Annotated in this window: 25 protein-coding genes; 17 read left to right on the top strand and 8 right to left on the bottom strand. The window is 57.3% G+C overall.

The features are described 5' to 3' along the window. Positions 1 to 129 precede the first annotated feature (129 nt). The 4 genes from ACR0AH_RS08300 to ACR0AH_RS08285 form a co-directional block, all read right to left on the bottom strand. A complete protein-coding gene (locus ACR0AH_RS08300; RefSeq protein ID WP_480591299.1) occupies positions 130 to 1,491 on the bottom strand; it encodes an aminotransferase class III-fold pyridoxal phosphate-dependent enzyme in 1,362 nt (453 codons plus the stop codon). Positions 1,492 to 1,520: 29 nt separating this feature from the next. Then, on the bottom strand, positions 1,521 to 2,624 hold the full coding sequence (locus ACR0AH_RS08295; protein ID WP_480591298.1) for a mandelate racemase/muconate lactonizing enzyme family protein: 1,104 nt from the start codon (positions 2,622 to 2,624) through the stop codon (positions 1,521 to 1,523). A gap of 13 nt (positions 2,625 to 2,637) precedes the next feature. Continuing rightward, entirely contained in the window at positions 2,638 to 3,753 is a 1,116-nt protein-coding gene (locus tag ACR0AH_RS08290) for a mandelate racemase/muconate lactonizing enzyme family protein (RefSeq protein ID WP_480591297.1), read from the bottom strand. A gap of 71 nt (positions 3,754 to 3,824) precedes the next feature. Then, entirely contained in the window at positions 3,825 to 6,299 is a 2,475-nt protein-coding gene (locus ACR0AH_RS08285) for an FAD-dependent oxidoreductase (RefSeq protein WP_480591294.1), read from the bottom strand. Positions 6,300 to 6,515: 216 nt separating this feature from the next. On the opposite strand from ACR0AH_RS08285, the gene ACR0AH_RS08280 reads away from it, so the two are divergent. Both ACR0AH_RS08280 and ACR0AH_RS08275 read left to right on the top strand, forming a co-directional pair. Beyond that, positions 6,516 to 7,607 (top strand): aromatic ring-hydroxylating oxygenase subunit alpha, encoded by a 1,092-nt coding sequence (locus tag ACR0AH_RS08280; RefSeq protein ID WP_480591292.1) that lies wholly within the window; start codon positions 6,516 to 6,518, stop codon positions 7,605 to 7,607. Positions 7,608 to 7,805: 198 nt separating this feature from the next. Continuing rightward, positions 7,806 to 8,192 (top strand): carboxymuconolactone decarboxylase family protein, encoded by a 387-nt coding sequence (locus ACR0AH_RS08275; protein WP_480436495.1) that lies wholly within the window; start codon positions 7,806 to 7,808, stop codon positions 8,190 to 8,192. Positions 8,193 to 8,278: 86 nt separating this feature from the next. Here ACR0AH_RS08275 and ACR0AH_RS08270 read toward each other — a convergent pair whose 3' ends face one another. Then, a complete protein-coding gene (locus tag ACR0AH_RS08270) occupies positions 8,279 to 8,569 on the bottom strand; it encodes a hypothetical protein (RefSeq protein WP_480591290.1) in 291 nt (96 codons plus the stop codon). A gap of 218 nt (positions 8,570 to 8,787) precedes the next feature. Here ACR0AH_RS08270 and phnC point away from each other — a divergent pair, with 218 nt between their 5' ends. From phnC to ACR0AH_RS08245, 5 genes are all read left to right on the top strand, one after another. Further along, positions 8,788 to 9,603: a phosphonate ABC transporter ATP-binding protein gene (gene phnC / locus ACR0AH_RS08265; RefSeq protein ID WP_480591287.1), complete on the top strand. Its 816-nt coding sequence runs from the start codon at positions 8,788 to 8,790 to the stop codon at positions 9,601 to 9,603. Positions 9,604 to 9,662: 59 nt separating this feature from the next. Continuing rightward, positions 9,663 to 10,574 carry a phosphonate ABC transporter substrate-binding protein gene (gene phnD / locus ACR0AH_RS08260; protein WP_170509511.1) on the top strand — a complete coding sequence of 304 codons (912 nt, stop codon included), beginning with the start codon at positions 9,663 to 9,665 and terminating at the stop codon, positions 10,572 to 10,574. 65 nt (positions 10,575 to 10,639) lie between these two features. Further along, positions 10,640 to 11,515, top strand: a complete 876-nt coding sequence (gene phnE / locus ACR0AH_RS08255) for a phosphonate ABC transporter, permease protein PhnE (RefSeq protein ID WP_170732776.1) — start codon at positions 10,640 to 10,642, stop codon at positions 11,513 to 11,515. Beyond that, a complete protein-coding gene (gene phnE, locus ACR0AH_RS08250) occupies positions 11,512 to 12,837 on the top strand; it encodes a phosphonate ABC transporter, permease protein PhnE (RefSeq protein ID WP_480591286.1) in 1,326 nt (441 codons plus the stop codon). The genes phnE (ACR0AH_RS08255) and phnE (ACR0AH_RS08250) overlap by 4 nt, the downstream gene beginning before the upstream one ends. Further along, complete coding sequence (locus tag ACR0AH_RS08245; protein ID WP_480591284.1) at positions 12,837 to 13,454, top strand: DapH/DapD/GlmU-related protein; 618 nt, start codon at positions 12,837 to 12,839, stop codon at positions 13,452 to 13,454. The genes phnE (ACR0AH_RS08250) and ACR0AH_RS08245 overlap by 1 nt, the downstream gene beginning before the upstream one ends. Here ACR0AH_RS08245 and phnF read toward each other — a convergent pair. Then, complete coding sequence (gene phnF / locus ACR0AH_RS08240) at positions 13,451 to 14,170, bottom strand: phosphonate metabolism transcriptional regulator PhnF (RefSeq protein WP_480591282.1); 720 nt, start codon at positions 14,168 to 14,170, stop codon at positions 13,451 to 13,453. The genes ACR0AH_RS08245 and phnF overlap by 4 nt on opposite strands. Positions 14,171 to 14,251: 81 nt before the next feature. Here phnF and phnG point away from each other — a divergent pair, with 81 nt between their 5' ends. The 7 genes from phnG to phnN are packed head-to-tail and all read left to right on the top strand — an operon-like array spanning position 14,252 to position 19,208. Beyond that, on the top strand, positions 14,252 to 14,707 hold the full coding sequence (phnG, locus tag ACR0AH_RS08235; RefSeq protein WP_480591280.1) for a phosphonate C-P lyase system protein PhnG: 456 nt from the start codon (positions 14,252 to 14,254) through the stop codon (positions 14,705 to 14,707). After that, the gene (phnH, locus tag ACR0AH_RS08230; protein ID WP_480591277.1) at positions 14,707 to 15,270 is read left to right on the top strand and encodes a phosphonate C-P lyase system protein PhnH; all 564 of its coding nucleotides are present in this window, start codon (positions 14,707 to 14,709) and stop codon (positions 15,268 to 15,270) included. The genes phnG and phnH overlap by 1 nt, the downstream gene beginning before the upstream one ends. Then, positions 15,270 to 16,358 (top strand): carbon-phosphorus lyase complex subunit, encoded by a 1,089-nt coding sequence (locus tag ACR0AH_RS08225; RefSeq protein WP_480591275.1) that lies wholly within the window; start codon positions 15,270 to 15,272, stop codon positions 16,356 to 16,358. The genes phnH and ACR0AH_RS08225 overlap by 1 nt, the downstream gene beginning before the upstream one ends. Next, positions 16,355 to 17,206 carry an alpha-D-ribose 1-methylphosphonate 5-phosphate C-P-lyase PhnJ gene (locus tag ACR0AH_RS08220; RefSeq protein WP_480591272.1) on the top strand — a complete coding sequence of 284 codons (852 nt, stop codon included), beginning with the start codon at positions 16,355 to 16,357 and terminating at the stop codon, positions 17,204 to 17,206. The genes ACR0AH_RS08225 and ACR0AH_RS08220 overlap by 4 nt, the downstream gene beginning before the upstream one ends. Continuing rightward, complete coding sequence (gene phnK, locus ACR0AH_RS08215) at positions 17,203 to 17,973, top strand: phosphonate C-P lyase system protein PhnK (RefSeq protein ID WP_170394315.1); 771 nt, start codon at positions 17,203 to 17,205, stop codon at positions 17,971 to 17,973. The genes ACR0AH_RS08220 and phnK overlap by 4 nt, the downstream gene beginning before the upstream one ends. A gap of 3 nt (positions 17,974 to 17,976) precedes the next feature. After that, the gene (gene phnL, locus ACR0AH_RS08210) at positions 17,977 to 18,660 is read left to right on the top strand and encodes a phosphonate C-P lyase system protein PhnL (RefSeq protein ID WP_170394324.1); all 684 of its coding nucleotides are present in this window, start codon (positions 17,977 to 17,979) and stop codon (positions 18,658 to 18,660) included. Beyond that, positions 18,657 to 19,208: a phosphonate metabolism protein/1,5-bisphosphokinase (PRPP-forming) PhnN gene (phnN, locus tag ACR0AH_RS08205; protein WP_170394325.1), complete on the top strand. Its 552-nt coding sequence runs from the start codon at positions 18,657 to 18,659 to the stop codon at positions 19,206 to 19,208. Before phnL ends, phnN begins: the two co-directional genes overlap by 4 nt. Here phnN and ACR0AH_RS08200 read toward each other — a convergent pair. After that, positions 19,184 to 19,855: a DUF1045 domain-containing protein gene (locus tag ACR0AH_RS08200; RefSeq protein ID WP_480591269.1), complete on the bottom strand. Its 672-nt coding sequence runs from the start codon at positions 19,853 to 19,855 to the stop codon at positions 19,184 to 19,186. The two genes, phnN and ACR0AH_RS08200, sit on opposite strands and share 25 nt — an antisense overlap. On the opposite strand from ACR0AH_RS08200, the gene ACR0AH_RS08195 reads away from it, so the two are divergent. The 3 genes from ACR0AH_RS08195 to ACR0AH_RS08185 all read left to right on the top strand — a co-directional run bounded on the left by ACR0AH_RS08195 (position 19,854) and on the right by ACR0AH_RS08185 (position 23,487). Further along, positions 19,854 to 21,047, top strand: coding sequence for an alpha-D-ribose 1-methylphosphonate 5-triphosphate diphosphatase (locus ACR0AH_RS08195; RefSeq protein WP_480444198.1), 1,194 nt, complete (start codon positions 19,854 to 19,856; stop codon positions 21,045 to 21,047). The genes ACR0AH_RS08200 and ACR0AH_RS08195 overlap by 2 nt on opposite strands. A gap of 445 nt (positions 21,048 to 21,492) precedes the next feature. Then, positions 21,493 to 22,641 carry a TolC family protein gene (locus ACR0AH_RS08190; protein WP_480591265.1) on the top strand — a complete coding sequence of 383 codons (1,149 nt, stop codon included), beginning with the start codon at positions 21,493 to 21,495 and terminating at the stop codon, positions 22,639 to 22,641. A 447-nt stretch (positions 22,642 to 23,088) separates the two neighbouring features. After that, on the top strand, positions 23,089 to 23,487 hold the full coding sequence (locus tag ACR0AH_RS08185) for a 6TM ABC transporter family protein (protein WP_170422901.1): 399 nt from the start codon (positions 23,089 to 23,091) through the stop codon (positions 23,485 to 23,487). 335 nt (positions 23,488 to 23,822) lie between these two features. On the opposite strand, the gene ACR0AH_RS08180 is transcribed toward ACR0AH_RS08185, so the two are convergent. Further along, positions 23,823 to 24,863: a zinc ABC transporter substrate-binding protein gene (locus tag ACR0AH_RS08180; RefSeq protein ID WP_480591262.1), complete on the bottom strand. Its 1,041-nt coding sequence runs from the start codon at positions 24,861 to 24,863 to the stop codon at positions 23,823 to 23,825. Between the last annotated feature and the right edge of the window lie 27 nt (positions 24,864 to 24,890).

Raw genomic sequence — 24,890 nt, 5'->3', positions numbered from 1 at the left:
AGCAACGCGTAGAAGGGTCTGACCAGAGCGTTCATTTTGTGATTGCGCTCGCAACGAGCGGAGGCTGCGGCGTAGGGCTATGTGATGGCTTTGGATTTCCGAAATGCGATCGTTCGCGCCGACTAGTTCTCAGAGACACTCCCGGTCGGCGATGTAGAGGGTGCGGTCCAGAATCGCCAGCCCTGTCATCAGGTCGTCTTCACTGATGTTGAGCGGTGGGGTCAGGCGGATCACGTTCGAGAAGAAGGACAGGTAGAGGCCTTCGTTCATCGCAAAGCTCATCATCTCGCTCATGGGTTTGGCGTCCGCACCTTTGGCGGCAAACGGCACCAGCGGTTCGCGGGTGTCGCGGTTCTTGACCAGTTCGATCCCGTTAAACATGCCCTTGCCGCGAATATCCCCGATCGAGGGGTGTTTCTTTGCCAGCTTGTGCAGCTCTGCGCGCATCTTTTCACCCATCGCGGTGGCATGGTCCAGCGTGCCTTCTTCCTGCATGGCACGGATCGCGGCGACGCCTGAGGCGCAGGCAAGGGGATGGCCAGCATAGGTCAGACCCCCGGGTAGCGGGGTGTCGCGCAGCCAATCATGCAATTCGGTACTGACGGACATTGTGCCAAGCGGGACGTAGCCCGAGTTAATGCCTTTGGCCGAGGTGATGATGTCCGGTTGAACACCCCAGTGATCCACAGCGAACCATTTCCCGGTCCGGCCAAACCCGGCCATGACCTCATCCGCGATCAGTAGGATGCCATATTTCTCGCAGGTTGCCTTAATAGATTGCAGATATCCGTTGGGTGGCACGATGATCCCGTTTGTGCCGACAATAGGTTCCAGAATGACAGCGGCCACGGTGTTGGGGTTTTCATACATCAGGATTTCTTCCAGATGCGGCCCGCCTTGGGCGACCGGGCACTGGGCCGGGTCTTTGTGGCCTGTTGGTAACCGATAGACGTAAGGATCAAGCATCCGCACGATGCCCGGCATATCGGCGCGGGTCAGATGGTGGCGCGGGTCGCCGGTCAGCGATAGCGTGCCACCGGTTGCCCCGTGGTAGGAACGGTAGCGGGCAATGATCTTTGTCCGACCGGTGTAATGCCGCGCCAAACGGATCGCGGTTTCATTGGCGGCGGACCCTCCTGTTGTAAAAAAGGTTGATGAGATGTTGGCAGGTGTGATCTCGGTCATGATTGCCGCGAGTTCTGATCGAACATCCGAGCCCATGGCCGGGCCGATATAACAAAGCTTGTCCGCCTGATCCTTAATCGCTTGTACGATCTTGGGGTGCTGATGACCCATATTGGCGTTCACCAGCTGGCTTTGAAAATCGAGGTAGCGTTTGCCATCGCTGTCCCAGAACCAGCTGCCCTGGGCGCCGGTTATGACGCGCGGGCGGCTGCCCTGCTTTGACCAGCTTTGCAGGTAATGGTCCGCGTGCATGTCTTTGACCCATTCGGGATCATGGGAGGGGTAGGCGTTGCTGAAGTCTTCCATAACAGGCCTCTTGGCGTGCGGGGTTGGGATCAATCGATGATGGTTACTGGCTGGCCCAAAGCGTCTGCATCAGGCCTGACGCCAAGGCCGGGGCCTTCGGGTGGGGCGATGCGACCGTTCCGGCGGCTAGGTGCATTCGGATCGAGACGCGGTTTGACATAGTGGGACAGATCGCATGTATTCATGATGCCGTGCGCTGGGGTTGAGGCCGCAAGATGCAGCGAGGCGGCCGTCGTAACATCGCTGCCCCAGGTATCCTCGATGCACATCTGCGTGCCAAGCGACAGGCAGAGATCGCGGATTTGACGCATCGTCGAAAGGCCGCCCATCTTCGACAGTTTCAGCGCAGCAGCATCCATGCAGCCAGCGCGGTGTCCTGCCAGAACCGAATGAATGTCACAGGCGCTTTCGTCCAGCTTCATCGGCAGACCAGTCGCGGCGCGGACATGGGCGCATTCCTCGATCGTGGCGCAAGGTTGTTCCAGCATTATGTCCAGATGCGAGACAGCGCGGCCAACTCGTGTGGCGGTCAGCGTATCTGACCCGCAATTCCAGTCTCCATAAACCAACGGGCCATGACCAACAGCCTCGCGCACTTGAATCAAACGAGCAACGTCGGCTTCCCAGTTGTTATCTGCACCCAGCTTCACCTGAAACTGTCGCATGCCCTGATCAAAGGCATCGCGCGCCATGCGCGCCATTTCTCCCGGTGCGATACAGGTGATTGAATGATACAGCGGCATATCGGCAACGGCGCGCCCACCGAGCAAAGCATATAGCGGCAGTCCTGCTGCCTGTGCGGTCAGATCCCAAAGCGCTGTATCAATGGCTGACTTGGCGTAGCCATGCCCGATCAGATGCTTATTAAGGCGCTCCATCAGCGCTTCGGGACCAACCGGGTTAGCGCCGATGAGAACGGGTGCCATCTCTTCAAGCGCTGGAACCACGCCCTTGGCATAGGCGGGTAAATAGTGCGGGATCGGACAAACCTCTCCCCAGCCCGATGCGCCGGTATCGGTATCCAGACGGACAACCACTGAAACCGTCGTATCGCAGGTCTTGCCCACGGCCATGTAATAGGTGTCATGCGAGGTCAGCGGGACTTCCCAGGCGGTGATGCGAGTAATCTTCATCAGGCGGTTTCCATCAGGCGCAGGATTCGTAGGTTGCGACAGGTGGGCCAAGGCTGTCAAAGTCCGGCGTCACCCCAAGCCCCGGAGTATCTGTGGCATGGAGTTTACCGTCCCTTACTGTGGGGCCGCCAATCCCGGTGTTACAGGTGTTGTAGTTCATCAGATCGGTTGAATTGATCAGCATCTCTTGGGGTGTTGAGGCCGCAAAATGGCCGACCGCAGCGGTGGTGATCTGCCCGCCCCATGTGTCCTCGGAGACAACCGGAATACCGTGATCAATCAGGAAATCACGCACCCGGCGGGCTTTGGACAGCCCACCAAGGTTTGAAATCTTCAGACAGCAAATTTCGGCACCCCGATCGTTTACAATACGCCGGGCCATGTCGATCCCGGTCACACATTCATCCAGCTTCATCGGTTGCTCGGCTACGCGGCGCACCTGCTGGCATTCGTCATAGCTGTGGCAGGGTTGTTCAAGGATAAAGTCCAGATCTCGGGTTGCCCGGGCCACACGGATGGCGTTGTCAACGCGCCAACCCTGATTGGCGTCTGCCATCGCCTTTTCACCGGGTTTCAGCAGGGGCACGCCTTCGCGGATACGGTCGATATCGGTCACCCAGTCGCCACCTACCTTGATCTGGAACTGCCGGTATCCCGCTGCGCGGTGCTGCTCCATCTCGGCGATGGTTTCTTCCAAGACAGGCCTTTGCGGCACAACCCGGTACATCGGCGCACCATCGGTGAGTTTGCCGCCCATCAGCATCCAAACAGGTTGTCCGGTGGACCGTCCCAGAATATCCCAACACGCTGCATCAAAGGGCGCTTTGGCGTAGCCGTGACCTTGGACCGTGCCATCCAACAACCGTTCGATCTTGGACAGCTGGCGGGGATCTTCCCCCAGCAAGCGCGGGGCGGCGAGGCGGGCAAAGGCTTCGACCCCTTCGGAATGGGCGATCATGTAGTTCTCGCCGCAAGGGGCAAACTCACCGCATCCTTGCAGGCCCGCATCCGTATCGATCACCACAACCGATGACATCGACGTTGTGATCGCGTTACCCGCGCCCCAGCCGTATGAGCCGCCGACATAGGGCAGGGGGGTCTTGAAAACTCGGATACGCGTTATCTTCATGGTTTCACCACAGGGTTCCTGCGATGGCCGCCATGCGCTGAGGAGCAATCCCCGGCGCACTGACATTCAGATCACGCCAATTCACGAACCGCATCCGTACGTGGGCGCTCAGATTTCGGATCATAGGCTGCTTCGCCGAGGACACGCCCTTTGCGGGGTACACCAGCGATAACTACTTCGATCTCTGTGCCCGGAACATTCACGTGTGGCTTGACGTAAGCAAAGGCGAGGATTTTGCCGAAGCTGTGGCCATAGGCGACCGAGGCTGTTGCACCGACAACCTCGCCGTTGATCCGAATAGCCTCGCCCCCATGACCATCTTCGACCCCATCCGGTTCGATCTCCAAATAGGCGCAAATCCATGGCATCTCGCCCGCCTCAGACTGAGCGGCACTGGCGCGCGTTGCTTCGACACCCAGATACTCTTTGTCCAGCTTGAAGAACCGGCTGACATTGGCCTCGGGCAACGTGACCTCGTTGGTCAGCTCTCCAGCACCGGGGAATGCTTTTTCCATGCGCAGGCTGTTCATCGCAAACGAGCCGTAGTTCTCGATGCCATAGTTTTCGCCCGCAGCCCATAGCGCGCTGTAGACGTCAACGCAGGCTTCATCTGGCATGTGGAATTCCCAACCCAACTCGCCCGCATAGGACATGCGGAAGGCCCAGACCTTTTGCCCCGCGATGGTGATTTCCTGAGCCGATAGCCAGCGGAACCCGGCGTTGGACAGGTCCGCGTCGGTGCATCTGGCCAGCACCTCGCGGGATTTTGGCCCGCTCAGGGACAAAGCCGACCAATCTTCGGAGAGCGTTTTGACAAAGACGGTCTCTCCCGCGAGGTTCTGGTTCAAGTGATCGACAAGGCGCTGTTCAAAGAACGCCGCGCAGACCAGATAATAGCGGTCTTCCGCCATGCGAACGATGGTCGTCTCAAGCTCGATACGGCCCCGGCGGTTCAGAAAGTGGGTCAAGGTGATCGAGCCATCTTTCTGTGGCATCTTGTTGGCCGTCAGCCTGTCAAGATAGGCATAGGCATCTGGGCCTGAAACTTCGACCTTGGTGAACGCGGTCACGTCCATGATGCCGACCCGCTCACGCACGGCCTGGCATTCCAGCGCCACCATGTCGAAAACCTCGTTACGGCGGAACGAATAGTGGTCACGCTGTTCAACACCATTGCGCGCGAACCAGCGGGGGCGTTCGTGGCCGAAAACCTCTTCATAGACCGCGCCCTTTTGTTTGAGGATCTCATAAAGCGGCGAGGGTTTGATCGGACGCCCTGCAAGGCGGTTGAAATGCGGAAAGGGGATCTCGTGCCGCAGCTTGTAATCCTCGTGCGCCTTGATGACCTGCCAGTCTTTCTTGGCATAGCTGCCAAAGCGGCGCGGATCATAGTCGCGCATGTTGATATCAGCAGCACCGTGTACCATCCATTTGGCCAGTTCACGGGTCAGACCAGGCCCCCAACCGATGCCGATCTGCGTGCCACAGCAGCACCAATAATTCTTGACGCCCGGCGCGGGGCCGACCATCGGGTTGCCATCTGGCGGATGGCTGATCGCGCCATGGACCTCGCGGGTGATGCCCAGTTCCGCAAAGATCGGCATCCGTTCCAACGAGTTTTCCAGCCATGGCATGACACGGTCATAATCCGCCTCGAACAGCCAGTTTTCGTATTCCCATGGGCATTCATCGTGCCAGACAGAGTTCGAGTTCTCTTTTTCGTAGATCCCGATCAGGCCCTTCTTTTGTTCCATACGGATGTAGCCCGAAACCATCTTGTCATCGCGGATCACCGGCAGCTCGGTCTTAAGGTCTTTGAATTCCGGCACATCTTCGGTGACGAAGTAATGATGGGTCATCGAGGTCATGGGCAACTGCAGGTTCGACCATTCGCCCATCTGACGGGCATAGGTTCCGCCCGCGTTGACCACGTGTTCGCAGATAATGGTGCCTTGTTCGGTTTCCACCACCCATTCACCGGCGTCGTTCTGGGTGATGTTGGTCGCGCGACAGTGGCGGAAAATCTTCACACCCTTCTGGCGGGCACCAGCGGCCATGGCCATGGTCACGTTCGAAGGATCAACGTGGCCGTCGTCTGGCGTGTAAAGCGCACCAATGACACCGTCGAGGTTATAGTAAGGGTGCTTTTCAGCGATGAAGTCAGGCCCTACCAACTCGATATTGAACCCCAGCGCACGGCCAACCGATAAGGTGTGGCGCAGCCAGTCCATCTCATCTTCGGTATATGCCAGACGGAAAGAACCGCAGCCGTGCCATGTGACGGCCTGACCGGTTTCTTCCTCAAGTGTCTTGGAATAAAGGCCGATGTTATAGTCGACCATTTTGCCCAGCCCATAGGAACTGGTGGAATGGGTGATCTGACCTGCGGCATGCCATGTTGAGCCCGAGGTTAACTCGGCCTTTTCCAGCAACACCGTGTCTTCGCCCCAGCCTTCATGGCCCAGATGATAGGCCAGACCGCAGCCCATGACGCCACCTCCGACAATGACGACCTTTGCGTGTGCAGGCAGTTCCTTCTTAGACATCGCAAACTTCCTGTTCCCGAGACATGGATTTCTGTGGACTTCCTATTGCTACAAATGTACCAGAGTAAATATACGATGGCACAAATGTACATACCAACGCAAGAAATGAACGGTACAGATGTTTCGGATGGTGTTCTGGCCCGTACGGATGTTACGAATCCTGAAGCGATCTTTTTGCCTGAATCATCAGCTTGGCCTGTATCAGGAGGAACAAATATGAATGCCCCGCCGACCCACTCGCTTGAGGCCCGGTACTATACGGACCCCGACATCTTCGACAAAGAGATGACCGGCCTGTTATGCAGAACCTGGCAATACGCAGGCCACGCGGCGGATATCCCAAATGTTGGCGATTACTTTGCTTTCGAAATCGCTGGTCAGAATCTTTTTGCCATACGCGGACGCGATTACGTCGTCCGGACTTTCTACAACGTGTGCCAGCATCGTGCGCATGAAATGGTGACGGGAACCGGGAATACCCGCGTTGTAGTCTGCCCTTATCATCAGTGGACCTACGAACTGACTGGCGGTCTGCGGTCCGGGCCGAACATCAAGAAAGTCCCCGGTTTTGATCGCGAAAAAATCTGCCTGACCGAAGTGCGGACCGAAGATTTCCTCGGGTTCATCTTCGTCAATCTCGACGATACCGCGGCACCGATGGACGAATGGTATCCCGGCGTCCGGGATGAGCTGTCGGAGTTCGTGCCAAACATTAACGCTCTGGCCCCTTTGGAGTGGATAGAAATCCCCGAGAACTGCAATTGGAAGGTTTCGATCGAGAATTACTCGGAATGCTATCACTGCCCAACTAATCACCCGACCTTTGCAGAAGGCGTGATCAAACCGGAAACCTATGACATTCAGCCCGATGTGTCGGGAGGTTACGTGCTGCGTCACACGACCGAGTGCCAAAGCCTCGAAAAGATGACCTATCCGATTGATCTGGAAAGCAACATGCACGCGGGCGACTATCAAAGCTGGTTCCTGTGGCCGATGTTCTCGTTCCAATGCTATCCGGGAAATGTTCTGAACACCTATCATTGGCGGGCAAACACAGTGGACAGCTGTACCGTCTGGCGCGGGTGGTACACAGAAGGCGGTCATGAAAGCGACGTGATCCGTGGCCTTGCCACTCAGGATCGCGAAACGACCGTGGCCGAGGATATTCGGTTAGTGGAATCCGTTCACCGCGGCCTGAAATCCAAAGGGTACAAACCGGGACCGCTGGTGCTTGATCCGGCCTGTGGCGTCATGAGCGAGCATTCCGTTGCGAAGCTTCAACAATGGATGCGCGAGGCGATTGAATAACGTTACGTGCTGTGGATGGGCCAGATAAGACATCACCGAAGCCAACGCTGTGCCAAAGGGCACACCCGACCAGAACGACGCGATCGAGCCCCTTGCCTTCGGTGGTGGGGTTGGTTGTAAGACAGGGGCGGCGGCTTTAGCGGAATATCGAGCCAGGACCGACTAAGTTGCAGATCGGTCGTTTCACCTGAGGAGAGAATGATGGACGACAACCTGTTTGAACATGGCCTGAAGCAGCGCAAGTCGACGCTGGGCGCCGAGTATGTTGAGAAGAACCTGGCAGCGGCGGATGATTTTACCCGCTCATTCCAAGAGAACATGACTGCTTGGTGCTGGGGCTTCGGCTGGGGGGATGACACGATCGATCACAAGACCCGTTCGATGATGAACCTCGCTATGATTGGGGCACTCGGCAAGATGCATGAATGGGAAATCCACTGTAACGGCGCGTTGAACAATGGTGTCACCAAAGAGGAAATCCGATCAATCATTCATGTGATCGGCATTTATTGTGGCGTCCCGCAGTCTCTTGAATGCTTCCGTGTTGCTCGCAAAGTCCTGACCGAACGTGGGCTGCTGGACTGATCTGATCCCTTCGCGAGATCTTCAGAAGGAACAAAACAAGCAGCGAGATTGCGCGTCTGCAGTTCGCGCGGTCTGCTGACACCTGCCTAAGCCGGGTCTGGCACCTCACCTTGCCAATGTTCCCCCATCGCGACGATGCATGAAGTACCGTTGGCGTAGTTCTGAACGATCATCCAGTCTCCGCTTGTACGTTTGACCCAAACCTCCAGCATCGTTTCGGGATCGCGCAAACCCATGCCCTGACGTTCGGCCCCCAGAACCTGTTTCAGTGTCTGTGCCATCCGCGCGCTGTCATCACAGCTGACATCCGCCATTTTAGACTGCGCAGTAGAAGGCACCGCAAGGCATAGAAGAAGGCTGGCATGAAGACGGGTCATAGGTGAAGGTTAGTTCTTTCTGCGCTCAAGCGTAACAGTTTTATGACGCCCTGTGGATAAAACTCGCGCAGAGTCCTGCGAGAAACGCCGCACGCTGCAGAACCAGGCAATCATCGCGCCTGTCACAAATCTTTCGCGTAGATGTAAACGAAACGATTCAAAAGCGTCACGAAGCTTTTGTTTTGACGTTCTATCCGCCTCGCAACGATGGGGGCGATATGCTGAGAATTGAAAAGCTGACCAAAAAGTTTGGTGACAAATGGGCCGTGGATTCGGCGAATATCGTCGTCGACAAGCCAACCATGATCGGGATTATAGGCAGCTCCGGGGCTGGAAAATCCACGCTTTTGCGCATGGTCAACCGTCTGAGCGATGCAACGACCGGCACAATTACTTTTGAAGGCGAAGAGATCTCTGTGCTTCGCGGTGCTGCCAAACGCGAATGGCAATCGCGCTGTGCGATGATCTTCCAGCAGTTCAATCTTGTACCGCGCATGGATGTCGTCTCGAACGTTTTGCATGGCACGCTGAACAGGCAATCGACCTTTTCGACGATGTTCAACCTGTACCCGCGGTCGGATATTCATAAAGCGATTGAAATTCTGGATCGGCTAGGCATTGCCGAGCAAGCACCCAAGCGAGCCGAAGCCTTATCAGGCGGCCAGCAGCAACGCGTCGCCATCGCCCGCGCATTGATGCAGGACCCGAAGATCATTCTGGCGGATGAGCCGATCGCCTCGCTGGACCCAATGAATGCACAGGTTGTGATGCAGTCGCTGCGGGCCATTCACGAAGAAGACGGCCGTATGGTCATTGCTAATCTGCACACATTGGATACCGCGCGTCGCTACTGCGACCGAGTCATCGGAATGCGTGATGGTCGGATTGTGTTCGACGGCACCCCTGCGCAGCTGACCACGGGCGTAGCGCGCGACATCTACGGTGCAGGCGCGGACTTTTCCGAGGCCGCAACCTCGACCGAGATCGAAACACTGGACAGGCCCGAGGTCCGCGAAGCGGAAGCCTACGTCTGAGCCATTTCCCCCCCCGCGTCCGTCGCGGGCCACCTTCATCTAACCGAACGGAGAAAATGATGAAAAAGACCCTCGCACTGGCGTTTGCCGCCACGACTGTATTGAGCACTGCTGCTCTTGCCGAAGAAATCACCGAGTTTCGCATTGGCATCCTTGGTGGTGAAAATGCCCAGGACCGCATGAACTCGTACCAGTGTCTTGCGGACTATACCTCTGAGGCGTTAGGCGTTGAGACCAAGCTATTCGCCCCGGCGGACTACAACGGTGTGATACAGGGCCTGTTGGGCGGGACACTCGACATGGCATGGCTGGGTGCCTCTTCTTACGCAGCCACCTATCTGCAAGACCCCGAAGCTGTTGAGCCCGTTCTGATCAAGGTCAATGTGGATGGTTCAATCGGGTATCACTCGATTGGGTTCGCCCGCAAGGATAGTGGCGTCACCTCACTGGACGACATGAAAGGCAGAGTGTTTGGATTTGGTGATCCGAACTCGACCTCAGGTTATCTGATCCCGTCGATCGAAATCCCGCAATACAAAGAAGGTATCACCATGGAGTCGGGTGAGTATTTCGGTGAGGTCAAATTCACTGGTGGCCACGAGCAGACGATCGTCGCTGTGAATAATGGCGACATTGATGGTGGTGTGACCTGGGCCGATGGTCAGGGCAACTGGGAAGATGGATACAATTCTGGTGCCCTGCGCAAAGCGGTTGACGCAGGTCTTGTCGACATGAACGACATGGTCCAGATCTGGAAATCGAACGTTATCCCCGAAGGCCCTGTGGTTCTGCGCAAGGCGTTGCCTGCCGATGTCCGCGCGACCATGACAGATCTTGTCGATGGCCTGCACGAGCGTGACCCCGATTGCGCATATGGTGTGGCGGCAGGCGAAACGCTGGGTTTCCAGCCGGTATCGCATGACACCTACATCTCGATTGTTGAGGCCCGCAAAGCCAAAATCGGTGGCTAACGCGCGCACATGACGTTTCCGGCAACCCATTGGGGTTGCCGGTCTTTATTCATTCGGGGCTCGGGATGGCAGATTTATCAATCGGTGCGGCGCCAGGCGGCGTTGAGACCATTCAATCCAGCTATATGGCACAAGTTCACAAGCGCAGGCTTTATGGCGGGCTGACGCTGCTGATCTTTGTGGTCCTGATGGTATCAGGTTTCAACATTGCGGATTCCCGAAACGCGGGTGGGTTCTGGGACGGATTGTATCAGATCGGTGATTACCCGGCGGATGTGCTGTCTGAAGCTTGGGAAAAGCGGGCCGATCTGCCTGGCCTGATCGTGAAGTACTTCCCTGCACTGGTTGAGACGGTGAACATTGCCGCAGTTTCCACGTTGATCGGGGCCATCGGTGGTCTGATCCTGTCGCTTCTTGGCACACGCGGGCTGGCGAAATGGCCGGGTTTAATCCCGGTCTTCCGGCGTATCTCGGATGTTATGCGCGCAGTGCCGGAAATCGTTATCGCGCTTGTGCTGATCTTCGTCCTTGGGGGCGGTCCGGTGCCGGCGATGATCGCTATCTCAATCCACACCGCAGGGGCGCTTGGTAAAATGTTCTCGGAAGTATCCGAAAACGCTGACCTGAAACCGGTTGAGGGGTTGGCTTCGACCGGGGCGACTTGGTCGAAACAGATGATGCTGGGTATCCTGCCACAGGTCGCGCCAAACTATATCAGCTACACGTTGCTGCGATTTGAGATCAATATTCGCGCTTCTGCCATCCTGGGCTTCGTCGGCGCGGGAGGGTTGGGTTACGAACTGCGCAATGCCATGGCTTGGGGTCCGGGTCGTTTTGACGAGGCCGGCGCGATTTTCATCCTGCTATTCGGCACCATCGTATTCTTCGATCAGGTGTCCAGCCGCTACCGCAACCGTCTGACCGAAGGGCAGGGCCAATGACCACAATTGATTGGAACTTCGGGCTGGACGGGGCCAAGCTTGACGCCGAAAAGCTTTTTAAGCGTAAACGATTGATCGGCTTTAGCATTCCTGTCGTGATCCTCGTTTATCTCACCTACATCTTCTTTGCCTTCGACCTGCCGGGCCTTGCGCAACGTGCCAATCTGGACAACGCCGTTACACTGGCTTCTGATAGCTGGTCACACAAAGTGCATGTCACACGCAATAATCGGAGCGGTGAGGTGACCTATGCTGTTGAGGGCGAGCGCAAGGGCACTTATCCCGAGGGTCAACGCCCCGACTGGGTATCGGGTGAAGAGGTGACGACGATCGATCTGGGCCGCAATCATATCGTGCGGTTCCTGCCTGACAACCGGACCGAGATTGAAATACCTGACTTCCAGCTGATCGAAGTGCAGGCCAAGGGACGTCGCCTGACGACAAATCTGCCCTCTGAACTGCCCGACTGGATTTCCGCATCTGAACGGCGTGTTGGTGTCACAACGCATGAGGGCCGGATCACCATGACGGGCGCTCGGACTGAAGTGTTCAACTATTTCCCGGGTTGGGAGCTGTTCTGGTTCACGCTTGACAGTCCCTACCACGGCCATGGGCTTGGAGAGATCCTGTTTGGCGCGCAGATCGATCCAAGCCGTTCGAATATCGCAGGCGCAATCTCTGACTGGTGGAACAACGCGATGTGGCGGCATAAGGATGTGGCCTGGGCCATCGGAGAAACGATCCTGATGGCATTTCTGGGTACGATGGGTGCCGCGATGATCGCGCTTCCATTGGCCTTTCTCGCCGCCAAACGGTTTTCGCCGATCATGTTGCTTCGCGCCGCAACGCGCCGTCTTTTCGACTTTGTGCGCGGTGTGGACGCATTGATCTGGACTGTGGTTCTGTCTCGGGCCTTTGGCCCAGGACCATTGACCGGCGCGTTGGCGATTCTGATTACCGACACGGGCACCTTCGGCAAGATCTTCTCGGAGGCGTTGGAAAACGTTGATCAGAAACAGATCGAGGGGGTGTCCTCGACCGGGGCCAAACCGCTACAGCGATACCGGTTCGGGGTGATCCCGCAGGTTGTTCCCGTGCTGCTGGCCCAGATTCTATATTTCCTCGAATCCAATACACGTTCAGCGACGATCATCGGTGCGATCACCGGTGGCGGCATCGGACTGATGCTGACGCAAGCCATCCAGACGCAGAAAGATTGGGAAGAGGTCGCCTATTACATTGTCCTGATCATCATCATGGTAATGTTCATGGATTGGGCCTCGGGCTGGTTGCGCGGTAAGCTGATCGGGCGGAAAGACTGATGGCGCGGCTTTCAGCGGAACAGACCTTCATTCACCCCGAATGTGAGATTACCGAAAGTACGTTCGGGGCCTATGTTGAAATCGGCAAGGGCAGCCGCGTCGTACATACAAAAATGGGCGACTACAGCTATTGCGATCGTTATGCCGACATCGCCAACGCGAAGGTCGGTAAGTTCGCCAACATCGCCGCGTTTTCGCGGATCGGCGCGACTGATCACCCGCTGCACACGGCGTCCTGTCACCATTTCCTGTATCGCTCGAACGATTATTGGGACGATGCGGATCGGGACGAGGTGTTTTTCAGTCACCGCAAATCCCGAATTGTCCATATCGGGAACGATACATGGATTGGCGCAGGCGCGATGATAAAGCCCGAGGTCACACTGGGTGACGGGGCCGTTGTGGCTGCGGGTGCCTTGGTGACGAAGGATGTAGACCCCTACACAATTGTTGCCGGTACACCTGCAAGACCCTTGCGACTGCGTCAGCCACGATATATCGCCGATCGGTTGATCGCATTGGCCTGGTGGAATTGGTCTCATGACAAGTTGCGGTTGGCGCTCGACGATTTCCGTGCTCTGATGGCGGAAGCGTTTCTGGAGAAATACGAGCCTTAACTCTCAAGGGACAGTGTCACCCGGTCTCCTACAAACCAGGTTCGGCCAAATTCAACCGGTCGCCCCTGTTCGTCCACATTCACCCCGGATGATCTGAGCAGCGGGTCACCTTCGGAAACCTGCAGATGCAGAGCTTGGGTGGCCGTGGCGCGCGTGGCGGTCAGCCGGGTTGAGGCCCGGGTATAGTCAGTGACGCCCGACCTGTTTAACGCCTCGGTAACGCTGCAGGTCTCCTGCAGGGCTGCGCTGATGCCGGGCAGGCGCTCAAGGGGAAACATGCTTTCGAATACGGCGATGGGGTGCCCGTCCGCTAATGAGAGGCCGTGATACGCACAGATCTGATCGCCAGGTGAAAGGGCCAGGGCGGTGGCCTCGCCTTCGGTCGCTGCCCGTTCTTCAACATGAAGCACCCTCTTTTCGGGTCTGCGACCAGCAGCGATGAGGTTTTCGTGGAATCGCACTCGCGAGCCGATGGGGTAATCGGTGGGCGTGGCTGCTACAAAAGCGCCTGCACCCCGGCGCGTTCGGATCAGGCCCTCATCCACAAGGGCCGAGATGCCGTGACGCACCGTGTGGCGGTTCACACCAAACCGTTCTGCCAGAGCAGCCTCGGTCGGCAGCTTATCACTCGGGCCATAGCGCCCTTCGGCCAGATCGCTACGCAGGGCGTCGGCAATGGCCTTCCAGATCGGGGTTTTGCCGGGAGTGTCACGCAAGTTTCACAAAATTCCTCTGTCTCGGGGCGGCAAATATGATAAGATGTGTATAGTTGTATAGTATATGGAAAAGTTGTCGAGATGAAAGACACTTTTGATGAAAACGCCGACCGAAAGGCTTGGATGAGCCTTTTGGCCAAAGCGTCGGAGGGACGCGTGGCAGCCCTGCTGGATGCAGCGATGACTCGCCCCGGCTTCACATGGCTGCGCGCGCCTGAGATTGGCAGCACCATGGTGCGCGCACGTGCAGGCGGGACCGGCGCGCCATTCAATCTGGGTGAAATGACGGTAACCCGCTGCGCGTTGACGCTGGAAACGGGTGAAGTCGGGCATGCCTATATCCAAGGCCGCCGCAAGGACGATGCCGAAGCTGCCGCGCTGGTTGATGCGTTAATGCAGACCGCTGCAGCTGAGCTTTTGCGCACCAATCTGCTGGCCCCCTTGCAGGCTGAACGGACCACAGCAAAAGTCGCCCGTGCTGCCAAAGCCGCAGCCACTAAGGTTGATTTCTTCACAATGGTACGAGGAGAGGATTGATGCAGTCAGAAGCCCTGACCGGCGGTTTCACGGACCCCGCGATCCAATCCGCCCACGCCTTTCGTAGTGTTATGGAAGCAATGGCGCGTCCCGGCACGATGCACGAGATTTCTGGCGCAGTGCCCCCGCCTCCCTTGTCGGCATCAGCGGGCGCGGTGCTGTTGACGCTCTGCGACACCGAGACGCCCGTTTATCTGGCCGGTGCTTTGGATTGCGACGCCGTACGCAGCTGGCTTGCCTTCCACACGGGCGCACCGCTGGCCGGCCCGTCGCATTGTATGTTTGCCGTTGGTGCGTGGTCGGATCTTGGACCCTTGAACGCATACCCGATCGGGACGTCCGAATATCCGGATCGCTCTGCCACGTTGATCGTGGAATGCCCCGAAATCATCGCTTCAGGGGCTACTCTGACAGGTCCGGGCATCAAGGATAAAGCAGCGCTTTCACTGCCCGAGCTTGAGGCGTTTCAGCATAATCGAATGCTGTTTCCGCTGGGGCTCGACTTCATCTTCACGAATGGCAGCCGCTTAGCGGCTTTGCCAAGAACGACCGAGGTGTCCTGATGTATGTAGCAGTAAAAGGCGGTGAGCGCGCGATTGAGAACGCCCACGCCTGGCTTGCCGAAGAACGTCGGGGTGATACCGATGTAGCGGAGCTGAGCATCGCGCAAATCCGCGAACAGCTTAGCCTCGCGGTCAATCGGGTAATGGCCGAAGGATCGCTGTTTGATCCTGATCTGGCCGCGCTTGCGATCAAGCAAGCACGTGGCGATCTGATTGAGGCGATCTTCCTGATCCGCGCCTATCGCACCACATTGCCACGCTTTGGTGCCTCCGAGCCTGTCGATACCGGCGCAATGGCCTGTGACCGGCGCATCTCGGCAACCTTCAAGGACTTGCCGGGCGGGCAGGTGCTGGGGCCGACCTTCGATTACACTCATCGCTTATTGGATTTCAAACTGGCCGCTGAAGGTGACTTGCCCGAAGCCCCCGCCCTAGAAGTAGTACCGGGCGATGTGCCTCACGTCACGGATTTTCTCAATCGCGAAGGTCTGATTGAGGAAGCGCAGCACGACGATACGCCGCCACCTGATTTGACCCGCGAGCCGCTTGAGATGCCCGCTGATCGCGCCTTGCGCCTGCAAGCCCTGACCCGTGCGGACGAGGGCTTCACCCTCGGTCTCGCGTATTCCACGCAGCGCGGATACGCGCGCAACCACGCCTTTGTTGGAGAGCTTCGGATCGGGACGGTAACGGTTGAATTGGAGATCCCGGAACTGGGCTTTGCCATCGAAATCGGCGAGGTCGTTCTGACCGAATGCGAAACGGTCAACCAGTTCAAAGGCTCCAAAACTGAGCCGCCGCAATTCACCCGAGGTTATGGGCTTGTGTTTGGTCAGACTGAACGCAAGGCGATCTCGATGGCTCTGGTCGACCGCGCACTTCGGTGGGAAGAATTGGGTGAAGATAACGTAGGCGCACCGGCTCAGGATGCCGAGTTTGTCCTCTATCACGCGGACAACATACAGGCGACGGGCTTTCTGGAGCATATCAAGCTACCGCATTACGTCGATTTCCAGTCTGAACTGGAACTGGTGCGCAAACTGCGCCGTGAAGCGGGCGCAGATCAGGTGCAGGAGGCTGCGGAATGAACGCCTATAACTTTGCTTATCTGGACGAACAGACCAAGCGGATGATCCGCCGTGCAATTCTGAAAAGTCTGGCGATCCCGGGCTATCAGGTGCCGTTTGCCTCGCGCGAAATGCCTATGCCGTATGGCTGGGGTACGGGCGGTGTGCAGGTCTCGGCCGCTGTGTTGACCCCGGATGACACGTTCAAGGTGATCGATCAGGGCTCGGACGATACCACAAACGCGGTCTCGATCCGCACCTTCTTTGAACGCACTGCAGGGGTTGAAACAACCACAACGACAAGCGACGCCTCCGTGATTCAGACTCGCCACCGGATTCCCGAGGAGCCGCTGCAAGAAGGTCAGATCCTTGTCTATCAGGTGCCTATCCCTGAGCCGTTGCGCTTTCTGGAACCGCGAGAGAGCGAAACCCGCAAGATGCACAGCCTTGAGGAATACGGGCTGATGCATGTGAAGCTGTACGAAGATATCAGTCGTCATGGGCATATCGCGACGTCATATGCTTACCCGGTGAAGGTCGAAGGCCGCTATGTGATGGACCCGTCGCCAATCCCGAAATTCGATAACCCAAAGCTTGGTCATATGGCTGCGATCCAGCTGTTCGGAGCTGGGCGTGAACAACGGATCTACGCGCTGCCACCCTACACGCAGGTTGTCTCACTGGATTTTGAGGATCATCCGTTTGAGGCGTCCAAGGCCGACCAAGCCTGCGGCTTGTGCGGTGCCGAGGACAGCTATCTGGACGAGGTAATCATCGATGACGCGGGTGGGCGGATGTTCGTCTGCTCGGATACCGATTATTGCGAGGCGCGCCAGGCGGCGGGTCACAAAGGAAAGGACGCCGCATGACACCTTTGCTGTCTGTTCGGGACATCACAAAGCGCTATGGCCCAAATATTGGCTGTGCCGATGTGTCATTCGATCTCTATCCCGGTGAGGTCATGGGGATCGTTGGCGAAAGCGGGTCAGGTAAGTCGACACTGCTGAATTGCATGGCCGGGCATCTGACCCCGGATGCCGGAGAGGTTGTGTTCGACACCCGCGCAAAAGGTCCGCAGGACACGGTAACGATGTCCGAGCCCGAGCGCCGGATGCTGAGCCGTACCGATTGGGCCTTTGTCCACCAACATGCACGCGACGGGTTGCGCATGGGCGTCAGTGCCGGTGGGAATGTAGGTGAACGGCTGATGGCCGTTGGAGAGCGTCACTATGGCGACATACGTGACAAGGCCACGGATTGGCTTCAACGAGTGGAGATCGATGCCTCCCGTGTGGATGATCGCCCGACGACCTTTTCGGGTGGGATGCAGCAGCGCCTGCAGATTGCACGAAACCTCGTGACCGGTCCTCGGCTGGTGTTCATGGATGAGCCAACGGGAGGTCTGGACGTGTCCGTTCAGGCGCGGTTGCTCGACTTGTTGCGTGGGTTAGTTCGCGACATGGGCTTGTCGGCGATCATCGTCACGCATGATCTGGCCGTGGTGCGCCTGCTGGCAGATCGGTTGATGGTGATGAAATCGGGCCGCGTGGTCGAGGCAGGCCTGACCGATCAAGTACTTGATGACCCGCAACACGCTTATAGCCAACTTCTTGTCAGTTCCGTTTTGCAGGTGTGAGCAATGATTGAGCTTAACAACGTCTCAAAGACTTTCACTCTCCATAATCAAGGTGCGGCCGTGATCGAGGTGCTGAGCGATGTATCCTTCTCGGTCTCTCCGGGCGAATGCGTAGCGCTGACGGGCGCGTCTGGAGCGGGCAAGTCCACCCTCATGCGTATGATCTATGGCAACTATCTGGCCCGAAGCGGAGAAATTCGCATCGGTGATGTGGATATCGTGCAGGCAGAGCCTCGGACAGTTATCGCCCTGCGCCGCGAGGTTCTGGGTTATGTCAGCCAGTTTCTCCGCGTGGTTCCGCGCGTGCCCACCGTCGATGTCGTGGCCGAGCCCTTGCGGGCTGTGGGCATTTCCGCTGCTGACGCGAAGGCGCGGGCTGAAGCTCTGTTGCGGCAACTGAACATTCCCGAGCGGCTCTGGACCCTTTCACCGACTACCTTCTCGGGTGGTGAACAGCAGCGTGTCAACATCGCACGCGGGTTCGCCCATTCCTATCCCGCGATGCTGTTGGATGAGCCGACTGCCAGTCTGGATGCGGCCAATCGCGAGGTTGTTCTAAGGCTCATCGAAGAGGCAAAGGCGCGTGGTACTGCAATCATCGGCATTTTCCATGACGAAGCGGCTAGGGCGCGCGTTTGTGATCGCGAAATCGACGCCAGTCAGTTTTCACCCGAGGTCGCGGCATGACCCGGGGTCGCCTCATCGCTGTGGTTGGCCCGTCGGGGGCTGGCAAAGACAGTGTGATGCTAGGGCTTTGTGACTTGTTGCCCGATTTGCATTTGGTGCGCCGCGTCATCACCCGGGCACCAGAGTTGGGCGGGGAAGACTATGACGCCGTCGAAATCGCCGAATTTGAAGAAATGGCAGCGAATGGTGCCTTTGCGGTGCATTGGGTTGCTCATGGGCTTTGCTACGGGATACCGGTTGCCGTCAAAGATCGGCTGAGTGATGGCGCAGACTGTCTGGCAAATTTCTCGCGCAAAGCTCTGCTCGAGGCCGCAGAAAATTTCCCACGCTTCATTGTCCTGAATATCACGGCGAAGCCGGAAACTCTTGCACGGCGTTTGGCGACTCGCGGCCGAGAAAGCGATAGCGAGATTGCAAATCGGCTTGCTCAGGCAGAAAAACCCTTGCCCGATGGGTTGGACGTTATCACCATTTCCAACGATGGCCCACTGGCCGAGACGGTTGCGCGCGCCGCAGGGGTCCTTCAACCAGCGAGCGCGTACCGATGAATAAGCTCGAAACGCCCATCAATGCGCTCGCCGCACAAGGCAATTTGGTCGATGACGAAGGGCTCGGGCAAGGCTGGCAAATGGCGGCGCAGTGCCTCGGTCCATACAGGAATATCACCATTCGGCAGCCGACCCGTCAGCGTCATGTGAAACCGAAACTCGTCCATCACATAGGGATAACCCCACTCGATCAACAGTGCCTCCTGACGTTGGCTCAACCTTGCACCGCGCCGCCGCTCAAGTTCAGCCTCATTGGTTGGGGCGCGAAACGGGTCAAGCTCACGTACACAGGCCGCAGCAATTCTTTGCAAGCCGCTCACATCGCCCTGTGGGGTCAAAGCGAGAAACCGGCCCAGCCTCGTCAGACTCAGCCGTTCACAGCTCGAAGGCGCCAGGCCAGCGGCCATCTCAGACGCCGCCGCTTTCAGGGCTTCAAGCGAATAACCTCCGGCAAGTTGAAAGGGTGGTTTCAGCGTTCCGTGAAAGCCGTATTTGCGCGGTGTCATCGTAACGTCATGCAAATCGGGCAGATCGGGCTGAGGCACCTCGCAGCCCTGCACGACATCCCATCCCAGCCAGCGCGCGCCGAACTGTTCCAATGGTCCTTCGGGCGGCACGTAGTAGATTGCAAATCGAGAGTATGACATGAATTCCCCTTTTCCCGCACCCTCTTTGGCAAAGGCTTGTGACAGCGATATGTCAGATAATCTGTGCCTTGCGAATGCCCAGCTTGTGATGCCCGATCGGGTAGTAACCGGTTCGGTGACAATCGAACAGGGCATCATTTCCGAGATCACCGAAGGGGATCATGTTCCGACCGGCGCGGTCGATTGTGCAGGTGATTACATCCTTCCGGGACTGGTCGAGCTGCACACCGACAATATCGAACGTCATATCGAGCCTCGCCCGGAAGTGGACTGGCCTCATCTTCCGGCCCTGATCGCGCATGATAGCGAGCTGGCTTCGACCGGAATCACAACCGTGTTCGACGCCATGCGAGTAGGTTCCATTCACAGCGGCAAGGGCCGTTACATCGATTATGCCCGCAAACTGGCGGACGAACTGTTGTCGGCGCGCGCCGCAGGCTATTTCAAGATCAGCCATTTCCTTCACCTGCGAGCCGAGATCTGCTCGGAGACACTGCTTGAGGAATTGGCGACCTTCGGGCCGGAAGACAGGGTTGGCATTGTCAGTCTGATGGACCACACGCCGGGTCAACGTCAATTCAGCGATCTGAGTGCATTGAAGACCTATGTCGCCAAAAAGCGCGGTATGACCGACGCCGATTTCGTTGCACATGTCGAGAACCTGCGTGGTCTACAGCAGCGTTTCGGAGAAAAGCACGAAGCCGGTGCAGTGATCGAAGCCGCCCGTCTTGGCGCCGCGCTGGCCAGCCATGACGATACCACGGCGCGGCATGTCAAAAAATCGTCCGAAAATGGTGTGGCTTTCGCCGAATTCCCAACCACGTTCGAGGCGGCCGAGGCCTGCCGTACCCGCAACATCGCCGTCATGATGGGTGCCCCGAATCTGATCCGTGGCGGCTCGCATTCCGGCAATGTCGCGGCTGAAGATCTTGCAAAGGCCGATCTTCTGGAAATTGTGTCTTCCGACTATGTGCCTTCTGCGCTACTGCTGTCGGCTTTTCATCTTGCCAGTGTTTGGGACGACCTGCCACGTGCTGTGGCCACGGTTACACGTAATCCTGCAATGGCTGTCGGTCTTGATGACCGTGGCATCCTGAAAGTAGGTCTACGCGGTGACGTTCTACGTGTGCGTCGCATGGGTCAAACACCAGTTTTGCGCGGTGTCTGGAGCCAAGGCAACAAGGTTGGATGAGTTGTGATTGGTTGAATCAAACTTGCTAAACAGAACATTGCTGGCGGCCGAAAGCTCGCGGATTATCAGATGGGATTTGCGCCCTTGCTCCGCTTGATTTTTCTGGACCCGCATCTTGATAAACTGATGTCGTGCCAGAACATTAAACTCGTAAAGAATATGGTTACCTTTTTACCGCACTTTCTCCTGTAACGCAAAATGCGGGCAGCAAGTTCCACGATTAACTGACTGGAAATTTGTTGCTTATCTCAGAGTTGAAATCAGGAGCTTTAGCGGGATGAGGGCATGGTTGTCGGTTGTGATAGCCACTATTATTTTGGCGGGCTGCAGTCAGGATTTACAGGGAACCAAGTCCTTTGATCCCGGGGCGACACCAGCCCCCGCCCCCTTATCGGGGGGGAATAATCTGAAGGGAAATGTCGCACGCACTGAATTCGCTGAGTTGGTGCGAAGGTCTGTCGCGACATCGCCCACCACCGCAGCCGGAGCCGCCAGCGTTCTGGCTTCGAAATCCCGCATTGATGCCGAGCAAGGCGCGTTCCTGCCGCAGATCGAGGCCGAGACATCCCTGACGTCCGATGGGGATACAGTCCCGATCCTGCGGCTTAGCCAGATCATCTATGATGGTGGCAAAGTCTCGGGTCGTGTGGGTTTGCGTCAGATTGAAGCCCGGCAGACCTGGTTAAACGAATTGTCAGAGCTGAGCGCGCTGAGCTTCGAGGCCATCGAGACCATAATTGATCTGGATCGAAATCGCCGCCTCGAAGAACAAGCCCAGCAGAATCTGGATCGTACGGACGTTTTGGTCAGCGACCTCCAGTCCCTTTTTGATGCCGGGGCCGGATCGGTGGCAGATTTGCTGGCGGGGCAGGGGCGGAAGTCTAACGCCGAGACAGAATTAGCGCAGGCTCATACGGATGTGGAACTGGCGACGGCAACATGGGTCGAAGTCTTCGGAACGCGACCCGATATAATTCCGCCCATCCCCCCCGCACCCATTCTGGCAGCGGCCACCTCGCAGCAAATGGTTGCACGCAGCCCGCGTCTGCGTACTCAGGTCGCCTTCAGTCAAGTGCGTGAACAAGAGGTCGTGGTTGCCGAACGAGCGACCCGCCCAACACTCTCTGCGATTCTTGAGACAGATTTCGACCAGGGCAGTATCGACGACGGTGTGCAGGCCCGATTGGGTGTAACGGTCCCGATTTACCAAGGGGGATCCGCGCGCGCCAATGTCGAAACCGCAAGGGCGAATCTTCAACAAAGCCGGGCTGATGAAGAAGAATTGCGGCGCGAGTTGCAACGTAATCTCTCCCAGGCCTTGGAAGAGACCAATTCAATCCAGCGACGGCTCGCCGCAGCCCGGCGCGCTGTCGAGATCAACGAGCAAGCGCTAGATGCAGCTCGTGGACAGTTTGATATCGGGCGCAGCACGCTGGTACAGATATTGGATGCGTTGCGCGAGTTGAATCTTGCGCAGGTTCGGGTGATCCAGCTTGAGGCTCAGGCACGTCGTGCAGAATATGCCGTGCTGGCGGTCACGGGCGATATCCTGGACGCGTTGGGTGTTGCACAGCCGACCGATCCAACCTTGTGATATCCGTCGTGAACCCGACTGCGACTAACCCGCTGAATACGCACCTCCGACTACTGACAGAGCATTTAGGTCTCGGTTTGTCCGAGGTGGATATCTTTCGGGTGTTCTAGGGCGATGAAGTCGCCTAGGCGGTCAGCGCAGTGGAGGCGGTGGGCTACAGTCAGGTTTTGGGAAAGCGCGGTTACTCAAACTGGACCTGTACTTGTTTCTGGTCCTGGCGTTTGCCCCAGATGTTCAACCTTTAGTGGTTCTGGATCGAGAAGACACCGACGCTTTCTTGCGATCGATGTCAGCACCGGATTCAGCGAACCTCAGATCTGGCGGCGACAGGAAACACGACTGCGCAAGACGCGCAGGATATTGCGCGCATAATGCTCGCGCCGTTCGGACGAGGACCGCTCTGCCCCGCAAGGCCAATGGTTTTGGTCTGCGTTCAGCGATCTGCGCGTGGTCTACATTCAGAATATGTTGGCCGCGATGGTGATAAGTGTGCTTGGGCCGACGACGTCGCTGTTCACCATGGTCGTTCATGACCCCAATCTGCCAAACGAAGTGGTTGATAGCTTACTGGCTCTGGTCGTCGGAGTTGGCCTTGCACTGTTGTTCGATTTCCTGATCAAGAAATTGCGGACACGGTTCATCGATGCAGCGGGAAAACGGGCGGACCTGAAGATCACCGAGCGGCTGTTCAATCAGTTGATGGCGCTTATAATGAAAGCCCGGGGCGGGCAGAATGGACGCATGGCCTCGATCCTTCAGGACTTTGAAGTCGTGAGGGATTTCTTTACGTCTGCCTCGCTGGTTGCTTTGGTCGATCTGCCCTTCCCGTTCGTATTCGTGGCGTGATCTAGGCGATTGGCAGGCCGCGACAGGCGATTGCGATCGCGTCGCGCGCGAGACTTGAGGCTCAGATATCCGGACAAGAATTTGATCTTCCCGACCGTACAGGTGTGGAGGCGGCGTTTCTGGAGGAATAGATTGGCGTGATCCAACCTCTGGTCGAGCGCGGCATCGAAAGTCCGCTGGCGATGATTGACTTGCGCCGGCAGCTTAGCCGCCAAATTGGACAGCTTAGAGAGGCCGGTAGCCGAATACTGATGACTTTGTTGGAACGATGAGCGGAGAACTCTGTCTGATTTCAGCCTGGCCAGAACCAACTCCCAACCAGGCTGTTGATTGAGTCAAAGGCACTCAGACAGTGTTTTGGCCAGATTGCGGATGAGTTGCGGGTACAGATTTACTCCGGGTTCCAGATCAGATCCCAGCGGGTCCATGATGCCGGTTTTAGCTTCGGTGCCGTCGAGAACGGTTGCGACAATTCCGGGGTTGAACTGGGGTTCAGCCATGACACAATCCACACCTTCGTCGCGGATACGCCCCTGAATTTCGGCGATCCTTGCCGGGCTTGGATCGGTCGCATCGCTGAGGGAAATTGCACCCGAGGCCGGGAAGCCAAAGGCATCTTCGAAATATTGATAGGCATCGTGGAACACGATGAAGCTGCCACCTTTGACCGGCGCCAGCGTTTCGGCCACTTCCGCTGACAAAGCAGCCATTTCTTCACGCGCAGCTGCCGCATTTGCAAAATAAGCACCTGCGTTGTCTGGGTCAGCCGAAGAAAGCTGCGCCGCGATCGTTTTCAGCCAGATTTCTGCGTTGACCGGAGAGAGCCAGGCGTGCGGATCATGTTCGCCATGCGCGTGGCCCTCATGGTCGTCATGTCCGGCGTGGTCCTCATGATCATCGTGGTCATGCTCATCCGCATGCTCTTCGTCGTGATCATGACCATCATCCTCAGCATGGTCGTGATCGTCATGATCGTCATCCCCATGATCTTCGTCGTCGCCATGGTCATGCGCTTCGAACAAAGCACTTTCACGGAAATCGAGCACAACCGTTCCGTCCGACTCAAGCAACGCCGTAACAGTCGCCCCGTCGCTGAGCGTCTCGACTGCGCCTTCCATCCACGGGGTCAGGTCCTCGCCAATCCAGAATACCAGATCTGCCTCTTGCAGTGCGGCTGCTTCTGACGGACGAAGGTTGTATTCGTGTGGCGAGGCACCGGGCTGCACTATCAATTCAGGCGTTCCTACCCCCTCCATCACCCGGGCCACGAGTGAGTGAACGGGTGCGATGTCAACCGCAACCTTGGGTGCATCCGCCATGGCGGTTCCGCCCATCAATGCAGCGGTAATCGATAGTGGGAGCAGCTTTCTGGACATCAGACCCTCTGTGTGATTTTATAACGT

The sequence above is a fragment of the Ruegeria sp. AM5 genome (genome assembly GCF_056540645.1).
This window is presented reverse-complemented; position numbering and strand designations above follow the sequence as displayed.

Excerpts from the sequence above, each read along its gene's own strand:
- ACR0AH_RS08300 (WP_480591299.1), bottom strand. The coding sequence starts at position 1,491 with ATGGAAGACTTCAGCAACGCCTACCCCTCCCATGATCCCGAATGGGTC.
- ACR0AH_RS08295 (WP_480591298.1), bottom strand. The coding sequence starts at position 2,624 with ATGAAGATTACTCGCATCACCGCCTGGGAAGTCCCGCTGACCTCGCAT.
- ACR0AH_RS08290 (WP_480591297.1), bottom strand. The coding sequence starts at position 3,753 with ATGAAGATAACGCGTATCCGAGTTTTCAAGACCCCCCTGCCCTATGTC.
- ACR0AH_RS08285 (WP_480591294.1), bottom strand. The coding sequence starts at position 6,299 with ATGTCTAAGAAGGAACTGCCTGCACACGCAAAGGTCGTCATTGTCGGA.
- ACR0AH_RS08280 (WP_480591292.1), top strand. The coding sequence starts at position 6,516 with ATGAATGCCCCGCCGACCCACTCGCTTGAGGCCCGGTACTATACGGAC.
- ACR0AH_RS08275 (WP_480436495.1), top strand. The coding sequence starts at position 7,806 with ATGATGGACGACAACCTGTTTGAACATGGCCTGAAGCAGCGCAAGTCG.
- ACR0AH_RS08270 (WP_480591290.1), bottom strand. The coding sequence starts at position 8,569 with ATGACCCGTCTTCATGCCAGCCTTCTTCTATGCCTTGCGGTGCCTTCT.
- phnC (WP_480591287.1), top strand. The coding sequence starts at position 8,788 with ATGCTGAGAATTGAAAAGCTGACCAAAAAGTTTGGTGACAAATGGGCC.
- phnD (WP_170509511.1), top strand. The coding sequence starts at position 9,663 with ATGAAAAAGACCCTCGCACTGGCGTTTGCCGCCACGACTGTATTGAGC.
- phnE (WP_170732776.1), top strand. The coding sequence starts at position 10,640 with ATGGCAGATTTATCAATCGGTGCGGCGCCAGGCGGCGTTGAGACCATT.
- phnE (WP_480591286.1), top strand. The coding sequence starts at position 11,512 with ATGACCACAATTGATTGGAACTTCGGGCTGGACGGGGCCAAGCTTGAC.
- ACR0AH_RS08245 (WP_480591284.1), top strand. The coding sequence starts at position 12,837 with ATGGCGCGGCTTTCAGCGGAACAGACCTTCATTCACCCCGAATGTGAG.
- phnG (WP_480591280.1), top strand. The coding sequence starts at position 14,252 with ATGAAAGACACTTTTGATGAAAACGCCGACCGAAAGGCTTGGATGAGC.
- phnH (WP_480591277.1), top strand. The coding sequence starts at position 14,707 with ATGCAGTCAGAAGCCCTGACCGGCGGTTTCACGGACCCCGCGATCCAA.
- ACR0AH_RS08225 (WP_480591275.1), top strand. The coding sequence starts at position 15,270 with ATGTATGTAGCAGTAAAAGGCGGTGAGCGCGCGATTGAGAACGCCCAC.
- ACR0AH_RS08220 (WP_480591272.1), top strand. The coding sequence starts at position 16,355 with ATGAACGCCTATAACTTTGCTTATCTGGACGAACAGACCAAGCGGATG.
- phnK (WP_170394315.1), top strand. The coding sequence starts at position 17,203 with ATGACACCTTTGCTGTCTGTTCGGGACATCACAAAGCGCTATGGCCCA.
- phnL (WP_170394324.1), top strand. The coding sequence starts at position 17,977 with ATGATTGAGCTTAACAACGTCTCAAAGACTTTCACTCTCCATAATCAA.
- phnN (WP_170394325.1), top strand. The coding sequence starts at position 18,657 with ATGACCCGGGGTCGCCTCATCGCTGTGGTTGGCCCGTCGGGGGCTGGC.
- ACR0AH_RS08195 (WP_480444198.1), top strand. The coding sequence starts at position 19,854 with ATGAATTCCCCTTTTCCCGCACCCTCTTTGGCAAAGGCTTGTGACAGC.
- ACR0AH_RS08200 (WP_480591269.1), bottom strand. The coding sequence starts at position 19,855 with ATGTCATACTCTCGATTTGCAATCTACTACGTGCCGCCCGAAGGACCA.
- ACR0AH_RS08180 (WP_480591262.1), bottom strand. The coding sequence starts at position 24,863 with ATGTCCAGAAAGCTGCTCCCACTATCGATTACCGCTGCATTGATGGGC.